Genomic DNA, 15,991 nt, shown 5'->3' on the forward strand with positions numbered 1-15,991 from the left:
GCGACGCTCCGAAACGACGCCCACCTTTTGGCCAGGGCTTGCGCCAGAATAGCGGTCCCCGCTCGATGAGATCCGCAATGCGTTGCCGAACCGCCGCCGTCCTGCTGCTGGCTCCGTTCTTCCTGCATGCCGCGGAACAACCGGAATCACCGCCTTCCGACGCGCCGCCCTCGCGCGCCATCATGACGGTCGAGCAGGTGGTGCAATTGCTCGACGAAACCGTCGACTGGTATCGCACGCTCGGTACGCAGCAACAGGCTTCGACGCAGCCGAGCGATCTGCTGATTCTCTATGCCAATCGCCAGACGGCCGACAAGGTGATGGCGCTGGCTTTCGAGATCGCCCGCGCCAATGCGGAGCTGATCAGCAGCGAAGCCAGCGCGACGGCACAGGCGACGGACGATCCGGCGTCGCAACAGATCCGGCAGATTCAGCTGGAGCTCGATGCGCAGCGCAGCCGTGTGGCGGGCGAACTCGAAGCGGCGAAGCGGCAGCTCGCCGCCGCAACTGCCGGCGAAAAACCGGATCTCGAAGCGCGCGTCTCGATCCTGCAGCGCGAGCTCGACCTGATCAACGCGCGTCGCAACTATCGCGCGAACATGGAGCAGTTCGAGAACGAAACCGATTCGGGCGGTTTCGGTGCCAATGCGCTGAAGGCGCATATCGATGCCATTGCCGCCTCCGTCCCCACGGCGACCGCCGAGGCGGCAGCGGTCGTGACGGATGCCAAGAATCCGGGCGCCGCCTCGCCGGTGGCGACGCTCACGCAGTTCGGCATCTGGGATCTGACGGGTGCGGTGTTTCGCCTGTCCAACAAGATCCGCACCATCGATTCGATCGACCGGCGCACCGCGGAGCTGGAAGAGACGTTCAAGCAGGTCCGCAATCCGCCGCTCGAACAACTCAAACGTCTCAGCCATCGCGGCGATCAGCTGGCGAATCAGTCGGATTCCTCCGACGGCACCGTGCTCAAGGCCATGCGCGATGAGTTCGATACGCTCGCCTGGCTGTACAAGCAGACTTCCTCGATTCTCACCCCGCTCAGCAAGGCAGGGGTGCTGCTCGATCAGTATCGCCACAATCTGAAGAGCTGGCGCGACTCCACCGAACGCCAGTACTACGAAGCGCTCAAGGTGCTGGGACTGCGCGTGCTGCTGTTTGCCGCATTGCTGGCGCTGGTGTTCGGCGCCGCGCATCTGTGGAAGCGTGCGGTGTTCCGTTACGTTCACGATGTGCGCCGACGCGCCCGCATGCTGCTGCTGCGCCGGATCGTGATCTGGTGCCTGGTGGTCGCCATCGCCGCATCGACGTTCGCCACCGAACTCGGTTCGCTCGCCACCTTCGCCGGCCTGATCACGGCAGGTCTCGCCGTGGCGATGCAGAGCGTGCTCGTATCGGTGGTCGGTTATTTCTTCCTCATCGGCAAATACGGCATTCGCGTCGGCGATCGCGTGCAGATCGGCAACGTCACCGGCGAAGTCATCGAACTGGGTCTGGTGCGGCTGCACCTGATGGAACTGGGCGGCCAGGGATTGCAGACGCCGACCGGTCGCGTCGTGGCATTCGCGAACTCGGTGATCTTCGGCGCGTCGGGCGGACTGTTCAAACAGATCGCCGGCGTCGATCTCGCGTGGCACGAAATGACGCTGAGCCTGCCGTCCGGTTCGGACTACGCGCGTCTCAAGGACCGGCTGCTCGACGCAGTCAATCACGTGCTCAAGGAGTATCGCGACGACATCGTGCGCCAGACCCGCGAAATCCAGCGCGCGTCCTCGTCCGCGGTTTCCGATGATGCACAGCCGCAGGTGCAGCTGCGTTTTTCGGCGGACGGCGTCGAAGCCATCGTGCGCTATCCGGTGCAGCTCACGCACGCGGCAGAGATCGACGAGCGCATCTCGCGCGAACTGCTGAATGTGATTTCCGAACACGGCCCGGAAGCGCCGCGTCTGGGAGCGCCGGCCTGAGACGCGAGAAATACCGGTTGACGGGCAGACGAAGGCGAGTACCATGCGCGCCCCCGGTTTCTCCCGGCCTTCGGAGCCGCAGATGTCTGCACCGCACAATCTCGAAAGCAAGTTGAACAACGCGCGCTAGTTCTGCGAGATGACTTGGCAGGAGCGCGTCCGCTCTCAAGTCAGGTGCAAATGCCGTTTCTGGCGAATGACAGAATGGCTCCACGAACCCCTGGCGGGGACACCTGCCAGGGGTTTTGTCTTTGTTGCATCAGGCCGATCTGGACGCCGATCGGTCCGGCTTCTTAGACTGCCGCGCCCTCACGCTTCGAACCTTCGCATGTCCTCACTGCTTCTGCTCGCCGCCTGTCTGCTGCTCGGCTGGCTCGTCGCGCGCTTCGGTCATCCGCCGGCGACGCTGGCCCAGAATCTCAACTGGTGGGTGATCAACGTCGCGTTGCCGGCGCTGGTGCTGCATCTCGCGCCGCAGATCCATTTCGACGCGCACCTGTGGTTTCTGATCGCGGCGCTGTGGTTCGTGTTTGCCGGTGCCTGGGTTTTCTTCTCAGTGCTCGGTCGCGCGCTGCACTGGACGCGAGCCCGCATCGGCGCGCTGATCCTGGTCTGCGGTCTGGGCAACACTTCGTTCATCGGCTTTCCGCTGATCGAAGCGCTGCACGGTCAGGAAGGATTGACGCTCGCAGTGCTCGCCGATCAGGCGGGATGCTTCGTGGTGCTGTCGGTCGGCGGCACGCTGGTGGCTGCGCTGTACTCCGGTCACAGCGTGGCGCCGCTCACGATCGCGCGGCGCGTGCTGCTGTTTCCGCCGTTCATCTCGCTGCTGGTGGGCGTAATCGCGGGCGCGTGCGGCGGATGGCCGGCGGTACCCGATGCCGTCTTCGATCGCATCGGCGCGACGCTGGTGCCGATGGCATTGTTCTCCGTCGGCCTGCAGTTCCAGCTGCATCTCGGCAGGCAACAACTGCCGGCCATCGCGCTCGGCTTGAGCTGGAAATTGCTGCTCGCGCCGCTCATCGTCTGGACGGCCGGCTGGCTGATCGGCGTCGAAGGCCTGGTGCTGACGATCGCCGTCCTGCAGTCGGCGATGGCGCCGATGATTTCCGCTACCATTCTCGCCAGTCAGAACGATCTCGAGCCGCCGCTCGCGAATACGATCCTCGGTGTCGGCATCCTGCTGGCGTTCATCACGGTGCCGCTCGCGAACCACTGGCTCGGCTGATTCGCGGCACGGAATGCATTGCCTTGGCGAATCTTCATGATTCGCCGCAGGCGCTTCGTCGAACATGTGTTTCGAATCGATCCACCGCAGGAGGGAGCCGTGATCAACAGACGCCATCTTTTCGCGACCTTCGCATGCCTGTGCGCACTGACGACCCGTGCGGCGGAACCGCCGACGGCTTCCGGCCCGCACACGCTCGGCGCCGCCAAGCTGATCATCGGCGACGTCAAGGCAAACCAGGCCTTCTACGAGCAGATGTTCGGAATGAAAGAAGTGGCGCACTACAGCGCCGAGGGCGTCTACGACGAGCCCATCATGGGATTCGGCGATGGCGCGCGGCTCGCGCTGTTTTCGCCGGTCAAGGAAGCGGCGCTGCAGAAAAGCCAGTTTCCCGTGGCGCTCATCTACACACCGCAGTTCGACGCCGTCGTGAAGCGCATCGAGGACGCGAAGCATCCGCTCCGGCGCCTGCCCGCAGCCGCCTCGGGACCCTATCGGATCGCCATCGCGCGCGATCCCAGCGGTAATGCGATCGAGATCCTGGCGCGCGACAACGGCAGCGAAGCCGTCGGCGGCTCCAAACTCATCGTCGCGGATCGGCAGAAGGCAGAGGATTTCTTCGTGCAGGTGTTCGGCGCCAAGCCGGTCCAGCGCTTCACCACGGCCACCTACGATGAAGTGCTGCTCGGTTTCAACCAGGGCTTCGTCGCGCTGTTCCAGCCGAAGAACGAGGAACCGCTGCCGAAAAGCCAGTTTCCGGTCGTCGCGCTCTATACGACCGAATTCGATGCCGTGCTGGAACGCGTCAAGCAGATCGGCCTGGGCTATCGCGAAGTGAAGGCTTCCGCAGGATCGCGGATCATCATCGCCAGGGATCCGAGCGGCAACGGTGTCGAGATCATCGCGCGCTGAGTGCTGGGCTTGCAGGTCAGGCTTCAGCCTGACTCCGTAGAGCCGGCTAAAGCCGGCCCCACAGGCGGAAGCAGACCTACGGCCGACGCACGATCTGCCCATGCTTCATGACGAACAGCGGCTGCTCCGTCGCTGCGATGTTCTGCAGCACATTGCCGGGCACCGCCACGACGTCGGCGAACTTGCCTGATTCGAGCGTGCCGACTTCGGCATCGATGCCGAGCAGCTTCGCCGATTCGCGCGTGCCGGAAAGCAGCGCGGCGGCCGGCGACATGCCGATCTCGACCAGCAGCGCGAACTCCTTCGCATTCATGCCGTGCGGCGACACGCCGGTGTCGGTGCCGAAGGCAATCGGCACGCCGATGCGCAACGCCGTACGGAAAGTCTTCTCATGCTCCGCTGCTGCCGCACGCGCCTTCTCGGCGATGGCGGGCGGAAGCGTCGCGACCTGCTTGTTGACCCAGTAGACCGCGAGCCGCGTCGGCACCAGGTACGTACCCTTGCTCTTCATCAGCTTCATGGTTTCTTCGGTGAGGAAGCTGCCGTGCTCGATCGAATCGACGCCGGCTTCCACCGCCATGCGCGCGGCCAGATCGCCGTGGCTGTGCGCCGCGACCTTGCGCTTCCAGGCATGCGCTTCCGACATGATCGCCGCGAGCTCTTCCCTGGTGAGCTGCGGCACGTCGACCGGATCGGCTTCCGACAGCACGCCGCCGGAGGCGCAGATCTTGATCACGTCCGCGCCCCACTTCATCTGGTAGCGCACGGCGGTGCGGCATTCGTCGGCGCCACTGCAGACGCCTTCGAGCGGACCGACCGGCGCGATGCGATCCGGCGGAAAGGGCGATTGATCGCAATGACCGCCCGGCGAGCCGATCGCGTGCGCGGCAGTGATCATGCGCGGCCCGGAAATCACGCCGGCGTTGATGGCATTGCGCAGGCCGATGTCGACGAAATCGCCGGCGCCCGCATTGCGTACCGTGGTGAAGCCGGCATCGAGCGTGCGCTTCGCATAGCGCGCGGCGTAATGCGCCTGCTCCACGGGGAAGCGGAACATGTTCTCGTAGAAACCCAGGTAGTAGTTGGCGGCCAGTTCGCCATCGAGATGCACATGCGCATCGATGAAGCCGGGCAGCAAGGTGGCATCGCCGAGATCGATCACCCGTGCATTCGCCGGCAGCGTCGCGCCGGTGCCGACGGCGACGATCTTCTCGTCCTGCACGACGACCACGCCATTGTCGACGAGCTGGCCGGAGCGGCCGTCGAACAGGTGCGCGGCCTTGAGCACGACGGGAGCGGGAGTTTCCGCGGCAGTTGCCAGCAGCGGCAGCGAAGCGAGTGTCAGCGAGAGCAGCACGCGACGAATCATTGTTGTGGCTCCGTGAAACCGGGACGGCACCTTACCCGATGCCGCAAAGGCCCGGCGAGTTTCTCGGCAAAACGCATAGAAATTCGCGAAACGGTATACACGCCCGCGGCCTAGGCTCTCCACGTCGATCTCGTCGACACCACACATCGTCCATCAGCCAGGGAGAGCAACCATGATCCGTCGGGACATCACTACACCGGCCTCGCGCCAGCGCGGCCAGGGCATGAGCGAATACATCATCATCACGGCGCTGGTCGCCGTGGCCGGCATCGGCCTGTTCGCCGCCTTCGGCGACACGCTGCAGAACCAGATGGCCGGCATGAGCATGGAAATGTCGGGACAGTCCGGAGCACAGGACATCCAGGATGCGCAGACCTCGGCCACCACGGCGCAGAACCGTGCCGCGCAGGCCGACAGCCTTGCCACCTACAACCAGCAGACCAATGCCGGCGGTGGCGGCGGCAATCCCTGAGGTGTGAATACAGACGCGTAGCCCGGCCCATCCGTCATTCCCGCCTGCGCGGGAATGACGGACTGGGAGCACCGACGGTACGGAAGCCATGACCCCATCGAACCGCCATCGCCGCACTTCCGCTTCGGGCCAGCGCGGCCAGATCGCGCCGGTCGCACTGTTCGGCGTGCTGATCGCGAGCGCCGTACTGGTCATGATGTACAACACCGGGCAGAAGGTGACGGAGAAGTCGCAGGTCGCGAACGCAGCCGATGCGGCGGCCTACAGCGGCGCCGTGTGGACGGCGCGTCATCTCAATTTCATGGCGTACACCAATCGCGCCATGATCGCGAACCATGCGGCGGTGGGACATCTGGTGTCCTACGTCAGCTGGATCCGCTACATCCACGATTCCATCGAGTACGTCGATCGCATCACCCGCTACATCCCCTACGTCGGCCAGTACGTCGCGACGGTCGAACAGATCGCGGAACAGGTCCGCGAAGGCGTGGAGGAAACTGCGGACGTGGTGATTCCGGCCATCGATGGCTGGAATGCCAACTTCCGCGCCGCCCAGATTGAAACCCAGGCCTCGCTCGCGCTCAACAATCTCGACGAGCTGATGCAGCAGACCGCACGCGCCTGGGATCCGCAGATCCGCATCAACGATCGCGGCGAAATCGATCGCCTGCCCGATGAGCTGCGCGCCGTCGTCGAACTGCAGTTGCTGCAACAGCTCGCGGGCGTGCCGATGTTCGTCGAACGCTACACCGCCGGCAGCGACGACGGCGCCGTGAGCGAACTGATCTCGGCGAGCCTCACGGCCAACACCGACATGCGCCGCTGGATCACGGGCGAGCGCGGCTGGCGCGAAAATCTCATCGTCGCGCAGATCCGCAAGCAGGGCAGTACGACGCATATGCAGGATGAGAACGGCGCCGACTGGCGGGCACAGGATCAACTCCAGTACCGCACGCGCTCGTTGTTCGGCTGGGGGCGCTGGCGCCGCATCGGCGATGAGACGAGTGAAGCCAGTGCAACGGAATTCGCGCGCAACTATCAGGGCGTGCCCTCCTACTACAACGTGGCCGGCAATCCCGGCGATCAGTCGTTGAGCATCGCCGCGCTCGCGACGAAACGTCAGACGCAGGTGAACACGCGTACGAACTTCGGCATGGATGCGAACACGCAGCCGCTCGCCGTGGCCGCGATGGCGCGCGTCGAGTTCCGGCGACCGTCAGGCAACGCCTTCGCATCCCTCGGCAACGATCGTCACGAATACGCGAATCTGTTCAATCCTTTCTGGGACGCGCGACTGGTGCCGGTTGAATCGGGGATCGGCCTGTGAAGCGCGCCGCCGTTTCATCGCACGTGCGGCAGCGGGGCAATGCGATGGCCGAAACCATCGTGACGCTGCTGGCGCTATCGCCGTTCATCGTCGGCATCCCGCTGCTCGGCAAGCAGCTCGACATCAAGCAGAAGACGTACGACGCCGCGCGCTACTCCGTCTGGGAACGCACGGTGTGGCGCAGCGACGGCGCGGCGAATCGCAAGAGCCAGGAAGACATCGCGCTCGAAGCGCGTGATCGCACGCTGGGCAGTCCGCTCGCTGGACTCATCGATGTCGGACAGCTTCATGCCGATGGCATTACCGAGAATGATCTGTGGCGCGACTGGCAACGCCAACGACTGCTCGACTACGACGACAACGGTGCGCCGGTCGCGTTCACGGAGGATGAACGTCCTGCACCTGTCGACGTCGGCTTGTGGCTCGTGCCCGGCATCGCCTACGGCGAGGGTGCGCTGGGCACGATTCAACAGTTCCTGCAGCTCGACAGCCTCAATCTGACGCGGCGCGCCTTCGCCAGCTCGACGGTGGCGGTGGGCATCCGTCCTGCGCTCGCGCGACTGGCGGATCGACCGGTGACGCTCGGCGTGCGCGAGCCCGCCGAAACCGATCGCGCGCAGATCGTGCAGCGCGCTGCCGGCGCCGTGCTGAGCGACACCTGGTCCTCGCGCAACGAAGACGCCCTGCGCCGTCGTGTCGATGACGTCACGGTCGACGAACTCGTGGAGCTGTTCGAACTGCCGGGTCGTCCCATCGGCCTGCAGGCGCTGGGCAAGGGACAGCCGCTGTACGGCGAAGGCCAGTTCAGCTGGGAACCGGATCTGCGGCCGCGATCGACCACGCTGCCCGCGGCCTATATCGAGAGGCGTTGAGATGCACGGCTCAGCGCGCGTTCTGCTTCTTCTGTTGCTGCTCGCCGGCCCGGCGGGTGCCGGCGCCTTGTCGCGGCTCACGGCGGAGCTTCCCGATCTGCCCGCGCCGCCGCAGGGATCGGTGCACTGGGTCGCGCCCGCCATGCGCATGAATGGTTTGCCCATGACGCTCAAGACCTTCGAATCGCGGCTCGCACCTGCAGACGTCTTCCATTTCTACGAAGGTCTCGCGCATCGCTGGGGACGCAGCGAACTCCGCCGCTCGCGGCGCGGCACCGGGCAATTGCTGTCGATTCGCACGCGCGACCACCTCATCAGCATCGAAGCGACCGCGACGGTCAGCGGCAGCAGCGGCACCCTCGTCGTCAGTGTCGTACCGGAACAGGCGGGTGCGGTGGCGTCGAGCCGCTTTCCGCGCCCCGCGAGTGCGCGGCTGGTGAGCCTGCAGGAATACGAGGACGACGGCATCGCCTCGGAACACCTGAGCCTGTCGAGCGCCCGCTCGATCGCCGTCGAAACGGCGGCGTTCAGCGACGCACTGACCCGCGCAGGCTGGCAGGTCCTGCGCCAGCAGCCGATGCAGACCGCAGCGCGCGGCATGGTCATCGAAGCGCAGCGCGGCGCGGAACTGGCGCTGCTCACATTGCAGCCGGATCGCACGCAGTCGGCGGCCACCGCCATCGTGATCGTATGGAGAAAGTCATGAAGAGAGCAGGATGCCGCGATCGGCAGGGCGGCTGGGGCGCAACCGAGTATCTCGCCGTGCTGCTCGGTCTCATGACCGTCTGGCGCGGCGCCCCGGCGGTGCTGCAACTGGTACAGCAGCATCACGACGAATTTTCGTGGGCATTGATGATTCCGTTCTAGGACCTCGATGGATCGGGGTTCTGCGGCTCTCTTCCTGTAGGTCAGGCTTCAGCCTGACTCTTGGAGAGGCCGGCTGAAGCCGGCCCCACAGGGCAGAGAGGGTCTTCGATAAACAGGAGTCCAGGGAGGGACACATGAAAGGTGGAACGATCACCGTACTGATGGTGCTCGGCGCGCTGGCCGCCGCGGGCGGCGCGGCCTACTTCGCCGACAACTACATCGAAGGCAGCGTCAACGCGCGCCGCTCGCAACTGGACGCGCAGTACCAGCCGGTCCGCGTCGTGGTGGCGAACGCCGATCTGCGGCCCGGCACCTTCCTGTCCGGCCAGACCGTGGCCCTGCGCGAAGTGCCGCGCAACTTCCTGCACTCCGACGCCATCCTGGCCGATCAATGGAGTTCCGTCGCCGGCCGCGTACTCGCGCAACCCGTGCGCAGCGGCGAACCCGTGCTGCAGGCACACCTGGCGCGCAATGCGAGCGCCGGTTTTTCCTCGCAGCTCGCCGAAGGCATGCGGGCGCTGACGTTTCCCGTCGATGACGAAGCCTCCATCTCCGGCATGCTCGCGCCCGGCGATCGCATCGACATCCTGTTCACCACGCTGGCGGGCAACGAAGCCATGACGTTGCCGCTGCTGCTCGATGTGCCCGTCATCGCCACCGGCGTGCGCACGACGACCAACGCCGCCTATCTCGACGATCGCAATCCCTCGCGCCAGTACAACACTGTCACCGTGTCGGTGACGCCGGAGAATGCCGCACGCATCACGCTCGCGCAGGACGCCGGCAAGATCACCGTGGCGCTGCGTCGTCCGCAGGACGAACTGCCGGCGCAGATCGCGCGCGTCACCAAGCGCACGCTGCTGAGCGATGGCCGCGTCGTCAAAGTCGCCGCCGCGCGACCGCGTGTCGAAATCATCCTGGGTGGCACCTGACATGCGCCGCGCAACGTTCATGCGCGGGCTGCTCGCCGGCCTGGCCAGTCTGGTGTTGATGTCGGTGGCACTCGCCGCCGCCGACCATCCGCTCGACAACTCGCCGGTCAGCGTCCTGAGCCTGCCCGCGGGACAGAGCCTGCTCATGCGCTATCCGAACGTACGCCGGGTCGCGGCAGGCGACGGCGCCATCATCGACATCAAGGTCTTCGACGATACCCAGGAAGTGCTGGTGTTCGGCAAGAAGGAAGGCCTGACCGACCTGCGCATCTGGAATCGCGACGGCACCACCGTCGCCTATCTCATCAAGGTGCTCGGCATTCCCGATGCCCCCGTCGTGCCGGTGGATGTGCTGCAGGAAAAATCCACCATCCTGATCAAGGCGAAGCTCATCGAGGTCAAGAAATCCGCGCTGCGCGACATCGGCATCGACTGGTCCGACGTCGTGCCCGGCCCGGTATTCGGCACGCTCTCGGAATTCGTCAGCAACCCGTACTACCGCGTCATCCCGCCCGGGATCGACGGCATCGATGGACTGCCGCTGCAGCTCGGCACGTCCAACAACTACTTCGCACTGACGACGGCCGTCGAGTCCGTGATCCGCATGCTCGTCAACAACGGCGATGCGCGCCTGCTGGCCGAACCGACGCTGACCTGCATCGACGGCGGCCAGGCGGATTTCCTCGTGGGCGGTGAAGTGCCGATTCCCGTGCAGAACCAGGACGGCGCACTCAACGTCATCTTCAAGGAGTTCGGCATCATCCTGAACGTCGAGCCGCGTACCAACACCACCGGCCTCATCCGCACCAAGGTGAATGTCGAAGTCAGCAGCGTCGACAAAGGCATCGAAGTGCTCGGCATCCCCGGCTTCGCCACCCGCAAGACCAACACGGAAATGAACGTGCAGTCCGGCGAAGCGATGGTGATCGCCGGCCTCTTCAGCTCCGAGGATGCGAAGACCGTCGTCAAGGTGCCGGGACTCGGGAATATCCCCGTGCTCGGCGAGCTCTTCAAATCGCGCCAGTTCCGCCGCGGCGAAACCGAACTGGTCGTGCTGGTCACGCCGCAGATCATCAAGGCCGATTCCGAGCCGGTGAAGGCAGGCATCCAGCAGTACGACGCGCTGAAAAAGAAATCCGACGAAGCATTGAAGTTCAGGTTGATGGATTGATCACGACAAGGAGATTCAGGATGAAACGCAAGATGACATTCACGATGGGCGCGATGGTCATTGCCGTACTCGCCGGCTGTGCGGGCAAGAAGGACACGCGCGTATTCGCGCAGGACAAGGAATACGTGCCGCCTTCGGCCACCGCGCCATGGACGATCGGCGGCGTGTACGACAAGAAAGACCAGTCGATCGCCATCTCCGTGAATGGCGAAAGCGTGCTGCGCGGCCGCTTTCCGCCCTACACCCCGCGCCTGACGGCCGAAGGCAAGTACAACGAGCTGCCGGTCGCGACGCTGTGCAAGTTCTCCCAGGGCGTCATCGACAAGGGCGGTGGCGGCTGGCAGGAACGGCTGGCGGAAGGCATCGTCTCCAAGGCCACCAAGGCCGGCGGCAACACCTGCGACGTGACGGTAGACGGGCAGGCTGCGGCGACGTTGTATTTCTAGGACGCCACCGTGCTCGACATTCAACTTTCCATCCCCGGCTGCACGATGCAGTCGCGCCGCATCGATTCGGGCCGCTACACCATCGGTCGCGGCCTCGGCGCCGATATCCGGCTCAAGCACGATTCCGTCGCGCGGCGTCATGCGCTGCTGTGCGTGCAGGAGGGTGAAACGCTGGTGGTGGATGTCGGCGCCGCGGATTCGATCCGGCGCAATGGCGTGGTGGTCTGCGACACCGCGCCAGTGCGCAGCGGCGATACCTTTGCCATCGGCGACTGCGAACTGCGGGTGGTCCGCAACTACTGGGACGACCCCGTCGATCTGCCCGAAACATCGACGCAGCCGGTGGCCGTGACGCGGCCCATTGCGCCTGCGGCAGGCTCATCACCCGGCACGCGAGCCGTCCCCGATACGCCGCAGGCACCTTCCGCCGAACTGCGCTCGCTGCAGGAAAAACTCCAGCAGCTCGTCCTGCGCGAACTCGATCTGTTCCGTCGTACCGCGCTCAACAATCTGGCGCAGGCCGATCTGCGCCAGGAAGCGCGACAGGCCATCGAATCCCTCATCGAATCGGGGGCGATCGAACTGCCGCCGAGTATCGATCGCACGAAGTTCGTCGCCGAGATGACGGCGGAAATCATGGGCTACGGCCCCATCGAACCCTTCCTCGCCGACGAATCCGTTTCCGAAGTCATGGTGAACGGCCCGAACCAGATCTATGTCGAGCGGCGCGGCCAGCTCTCCGCAGCGCCGGTGCGCTTCACCAATGCCGATTCGCTGATGCGCGTGATCGAACGCATCGTCACGCCGCTCGGCCGACGCATCGACGAAGGCGTACCGATGGTCGACGCGCGCCTGCCGGATGGTTCGCGCGTCAACGCCATCATTCCGCCGCTGTCGCTGATCGGCCCGATCCTGACCATCCGCAAGTTCTCGCGCCAGCGGTTGTCGATGGACAAGCTCGTCGAACTCGGTTCGCTCACGCCGCAGATGTGCGAGTTCCTGCGCATCTGCGTGCAGTTCCGCAAGAACATCCTCGTCTCCGGCGGCACCGGCTCCGGCAAGACGACATTTCTGAATGCGCTGTCCGAATCCATTCCGGAAAGCGAACGCATCGTCACCATCGAAGACGCGGCGGAGCTGCGACTCGTGCAGCCGCACGTGCTGTCGCTGGAAGCACGACCTCCCAATGTGGAAGGCCGCGGCGAAATCACGATCCGCGACCTGGTACGCAATGCGCTTCGCATGCGCCCGGACCGCATCATCGTCGGCGAATGCCGCGGCGGCGAAGCACTCGACATGCTGCAGGCCATGAACACCGGCCACGACGGCTCGATGACGACGGGCCACGCCAACTCGCCGCGCGATCTGCTGTCGCGCCTGGAAGTCATGGTGCTGATGGCCGGCATGGATCTGCCGGTGCGGGCGATTCGCGAACAGGTGGCCTCGGCCGTCGACATCATCGTGCAGCAGACCCGTTTCAGCGACGGGCGCCGGCGCGTGACCTCGATCGTCGAAGTCGATGGCATGGAAGGCGATGTCATCCTCACGCAGCCGTTGTTCGCCTTCAAACAGCAGGGCGTCGGCAGCGGCGGCGAGATCGTCGGCGAATATCGCGGCTTCGGCCAGGCGCCGCGCTTCTATGAAGCGCTGAATGAAGCGGGCGTGCAGCTCGATCGTTCCATCTTCGGCGCTGCACCGGCGACGCGGCGAGGCCTCGCGTGAACGCGGTGGCTTCCCTGTCTCATTTCTTTCTGTGGGGCCGGCTTCAGCCGGCCTCCGCCGGAGTCAGGCTAAAGCCTGACCTACAGACAGTGTCAGCGGCTTTCGGCCCGGAGCATCTTTCCTGGCTCATCGCGGGCTGCGTGTTCGCCGGCGTACTGCTGGTGTTGCTGCTCTTGCGTCGCGGCGCCCGCTCCTATGAAAGCGCCTTCGTGACGCGCGTCAGCGCCGGCCTGAAACAGAACTTCGTCATCGCAAATCCGCAGTCGCTGTTCGTCGTCAGCGTGCTGCTGACTGTGCTGCTCGGCTCGCTGGGCTACGCATTGATCGGTCCCGTCGGCGCCGTCGCCGGCACGGTGCTCTCGGTAGTCCTGCCGCGCGTCGCCGTGACCTACTTTTCACGCCGTCGCAACCGGCAGTTCGTCTACCAGCTTCCGGATGCGCTGCTCGCGCTGTGCTCGGCATTGCGTGCGGGATCGAATCTCACCAAGGGCCTCGAACTGCTGGCCACGCGCCAGCCGCCGCCGCTGGCGCAGGAATTCACCATCGTGCTGGCCGAATACCGCATCGGCCGGCAGCTCGCCGATTCGCTCGCCGATCTGCGCCGCCGCGTCGACACGCCGGAACTCGATCTCATGAACACGGCCATCAATGTGTCGCGTCGGGTCGGCGGCAATCTCGCCGACACGCTCGAAGCACTCGCCAAGACCTTGCAGGAGAAAGCACACATGGAAGGCAAGATCGATGCGCTGACCTCGATGGGCCGCGCCCAGGGCTGGGTCGTCGGCCTGCTGCCGATCTTCATCGGCTTCGTGCTCTACCAGCAGCAACCCGAGCGCATGAGTCTCATGTTCACCGAATGGTACGGCTGGATCGTGCTGGCCGTGGTCGCCGTGATGATGGCGATTGCGGCCTGGATGATCCGCAAGATCGTGAACATCGACGTGTGAATCCATGAACGCCGTCCTCGCATCCCTGCTCACCGCGCTCGCGTGCGCCCTGATCCTGCTGCTGCCGCTGGCCCTGCGCCGTCGCAGCACCGAGTCCGCGCAGCGCGATGCCGCGTGGCGCGACGAACTGCCGCCGTTGCTGCGCGCGCTGCGTCCCGCCTTTCGCTGGTACGCCACGGAAGTCGATCAATCGCTGCCCGGCCACAAACGGGAGGTGATGCAGACGCAGCTCAATGCCGGCGGGCTTGCGTATGTGATCACGCCTGCCGAGTTCCTGGTCGTGCGACGCCTCGCCTTCATCGCCGGCATCGCCGTCGCCCTGTACGTCATCTTCGTCCTCGACGTGAACGATCCGATGTACATCGTCGTCGCCAGCAGCCTCGCGCCGTTCGCCTACATGTACCCGGACCTGTGGCTGCGCGACACGACCAAGCGCCGCCAGATGCGATTCGAAAAGGATTTCCCGTTCTTTCTCGACGTGCTGGTGCTCGGCATGAAGGCCGGACTCACCTTCACGGCCGCCATCGAACAGGCCATCGACCAGCTGCGCGAAGGTCCGGTGCGACAGGAATTCTCGCGTTACCTGCGCGAGACGCGTACCGGCGTGACGCGTCGCATCGCGCTCGATCGTGTGGCGGCGCGCGTCATGATTCCGGCCGTCACGAACTTCGTCGCTTCCGTTACGCAAGCCGAAGAAACCGGCGGTTCGCTGGGCGAAGTGCTGGCGGACCAGGCACGCCAGCGACGACAGGAACGCTTCCTGCGCGCCGAAAAGCTCGCCAATCAGGCGCCCGTGAAAATGCTGTTCCCGCTCATCGCCCTGCTGTTCCCGATCACGTTCATCATCATCGGCTTTCCGATCGTGATCCAGCTGATCGAGGCGGGCGCGTTCGACGTCATGTAGTACGGAGAAGAATCGACAGGGAGAGTCCATGAAGTTCGCTCGAGTTGATACGACCCAGGGTCTCACGGTGGCGCATCGCGTGACGATCGCCGCCAGCTTCTGGCCGCGTTTTCGCGGCCTGCTCGGCCATCGCGAGATGGCGGTCGATCACGGCCTGTTGCTGCGACCGGGCGGCAGCGTCCACACGATCGGCATGCGCTTTGCGATCGACGTGCTGTTTCTCGATCGGCACCTGCGCATTCTCGCCATCACTCACCAGCTCACACCGTACCGGTTCGCGACAGCGCCGAGCGGCACGCGCTCCGTACTGGAACTCGCTGCCGGGCGCGCGGCGGACTGCGGCCTCATGCCCGGCGCATCCCTGTGGCTGCGGCCGGAGGCGAGCACATGATTACCAAGTCGTTTTCTATCGTCGTCATCGGCCTGAGCCTGATGCTGTGCGGCTGCGGATCGTCGCCGCAGCGACAGCAGACGCAGCTGCTGCAGCTCGCGCGCCAGGCCGATCAGAACTATCAGACCGGCAAGTTCGATCGTGCCCGCGAACAGTACGAGGCCATCGTTGCCGCCAATCCGAAATTCGTTCCGGCGCACCTCCGCCTGGGCGTCATCGCCTATCGCGACGGCGATCTGAAACAGGCGCAGGCCCGCTTCGAAGTCGCCCACCGGCTCGACCCGCGCAATCCGCAGGCGCAGTTCAATCTCGCCATGCTGCATCTCAACCAGGCCACGCTGCTGCTGAACGACTACGTCGACAGCTCGACGGCGCCGGCCAATCGTCAGCAGGTGCGGGCACTGCTGGCGCAACTGCAAGCGTTCGGTACGGGTGAATGATCTGTTGCCTTCCTGTGGGGCCGGCTT

17 protein-coding genes are annotated in these 15,991 nt (G+C 65.0%); 16 read left to right on the top strand and 1 reads right to left on the bottom strand.

Annotated features, from left to right (window positions below; all coding sequences use genetic code 11):
• Positions 1–77: 77 nt before the first annotated feature.
• The 3 genes from V7D81_RS17280 (at position 78) to V7D81_RS17290 (ending at position 4,104) form a co-directional block, all read left to right on the top strand.
• Positions 78–1,964 carry a mechanosensitive ion channel domain-containing protein gene (locus tag V7D81_RS17280; RefSeq protein ID WP_324318543.1) on the top strand — a complete coding sequence of 629 codons (1,887 nt, stop codon included), beginning with the start codon at positions 78–80 and terminating at the stop codon, positions 1,962–1,964.
• Positions 1,965–2,292: 328 nt separating this feature from the next.
• A complete protein-coding gene (locus tag V7D81_RS17285; RefSeq protein ID WP_324318545.1) occupies positions 2,293–3,192 on the top strand; it encodes an AEC family transporter in 900 nt (299 codons plus the stop codon).
• Positions 3,193–3,291: 99 nt separating this feature from the next.
• Positions 3,292–4,104, top strand: coding sequence for a VOC family protein (locus tag V7D81_RS17290; protein ID WP_324318547.1), 813 nt, complete (start codon positions 3,292–3,294; stop codon positions 4,102–4,104).
• A 76-nt stretch (positions 4,105–4,180) separates the two neighbouring features.
• Here V7D81_RS17290 and V7D81_RS17295 read toward each other — a convergent pair whose 3' ends face one another.
• The gene (locus V7D81_RS17295) at positions 4,181–5,473 is read right to left on the bottom strand and encodes a metal-dependent hydrolase family protein (RefSeq protein ID WP_324318549.1); all 1,293 of its coding nucleotides are present in this window, start codon (positions 5,471–5,473) and stop codon (positions 4,181–4,183) included.
• A gap of 172 nt (positions 5,474–5,645) precedes the next feature.
• Between V7D81_RS17295 and V7D81_RS17300 the strand changes: the two genes are divergently transcribed.
• From V7D81_RS17300 to V7D81_RS17360, 13 genes are all read left to right on the top strand, one after another.
• On the top strand, positions 5,646–5,945 hold the full coding sequence (locus V7D81_RS17300) for a Flp family type IVb pilin (protein ID WP_324318551.1): 300 nt from the start codon (positions 5,646–5,648) through the stop codon (positions 5,943–5,945).
• 88 nt (positions 5,946–6,033) lie between these two features.
• Positions 6,034–7,272, top strand: a complete 1,239-nt coding sequence (locus tag V7D81_RS17305; RefSeq protein ID WP_324318553.1) for a pilus assembly protein TadG-related protein — start codon at positions 6,034–6,036, stop codon at positions 7,270–7,272.
• Positions 7,269–8,144: a hypothetical protein gene (locus V7D81_RS17310; RefSeq protein ID WP_324318555.1), complete on the top strand. Its 876-nt coding sequence runs from the start codon at positions 7,269–7,271 to the stop codon at positions 8,142–8,144. Before V7D81_RS17305 ends, V7D81_RS17310 begins: the two co-directional genes overlap by 4 nt.
• A 1-nt stretch (position 8,145) precedes the next feature.
• Positions 8,146–8,850 carry a hypothetical protein gene (locus tag V7D81_RS17315; protein WP_324318557.1) on the top strand — a complete coding sequence of 235 codons (705 nt, stop codon included), beginning with the start codon at positions 8,146–8,148 and terminating at the stop codon, positions 8,848–8,850.
• Complete coding sequence (locus V7D81_RS17320) at positions 8,847–9,011, top strand: hypothetical protein (RefSeq protein ID WP_324318559.1); 165 nt, start codon at positions 8,847–8,849, stop codon at positions 9,009–9,011. Before V7D81_RS17315 ends, V7D81_RS17320 begins: the two co-directional genes overlap by 4 nt.
• Before the next feature lie 134 nt (positions 9,012–9,145).
• Positions 9,146–9,943 (top strand): Flp pilus assembly protein CpaB, encoded by a 798-nt coding sequence (cpaB, locus tag V7D81_RS17325; protein ID WP_324318561.1) that lies wholly within the window; start codon positions 9,146–9,148, stop codon positions 9,941–9,943.
• A 1-nt stretch (position 9,944) separates the two neighbouring features.
• Positions 9,945–11,114, top strand: a complete 1,170-nt coding sequence (locus V7D81_RS17330) for a type II and III secretion system protein family protein (RefSeq protein WP_324318563.1) — start codon at positions 9,945–9,947, stop codon at positions 11,112–11,114.
• 20 nt (positions 11,115–11,134) lie between these two features.
• Entirely contained in the window at positions 11,135–11,560 is a 426-nt protein-coding gene (locus V7D81_RS17335) for a hypothetical protein (RefSeq protein ID WP_324318565.1), read from the top strand.
• Positions 11,561–11,569: 9 nt separating this feature from the next.
• Entirely contained in the window at positions 11,570–13,282 is a 1,713-nt protein-coding gene (locus tag V7D81_RS17340) for an ATPase, T2SS/T4P/T4SS family (protein ID WP_324318567.1), read from the top strand.
• Positions 13,283–13,371: 89 nt separating this feature from the next.
• A complete protein-coding gene (locus V7D81_RS17345) occupies positions 13,372–14,229 on the top strand; it encodes a type II secretion system F family protein (protein ID WP_324318569.1) in 858 nt (285 codons plus the stop codon).
• Between the two features lie 4 nt (positions 14,230–14,233).
• Entirely contained in the window at positions 14,234–15,133 is a 900-nt protein-coding gene (locus V7D81_RS17350; protein ID WP_324318571.1) for a type II secretion system F family protein, read from the top strand.
• Positions 15,134–15,161: 28 nt separating this feature from the next.
• Positions 15,162–15,524 carry a DUF192 domain-containing protein gene (locus tag V7D81_RS17355; protein ID WP_324318573.1) on the top strand — a complete coding sequence of 121 codons (363 nt, stop codon included), beginning with the start codon at positions 15,162–15,164 and terminating at the stop codon, positions 15,522–15,524.
• Positions 15,521–15,964 (top strand): tetratricopeptide repeat protein, encoded by a 444-nt coding sequence (locus tag V7D81_RS17360; protein WP_324318575.1) that lies wholly within the window; start codon positions 15,521–15,523, stop codon positions 15,962–15,964. The genes V7D81_RS17355 and V7D81_RS17360 overlap by 4 nt, the downstream gene beginning before the upstream one ends.
• The last annotated feature ends 27 nt before the right edge of the window (positions 15,965–15,991 follow it).

Origin of the sequence: Povalibacter sp. (genome assembly GCF_036735925.1) — a bacterium.
Classification (GTDB): Bacteria; Pseudomonadota; Gammaproteobacteria; order Steroidobacterales; family Steroidobacteraceae; genus Steroidobacter.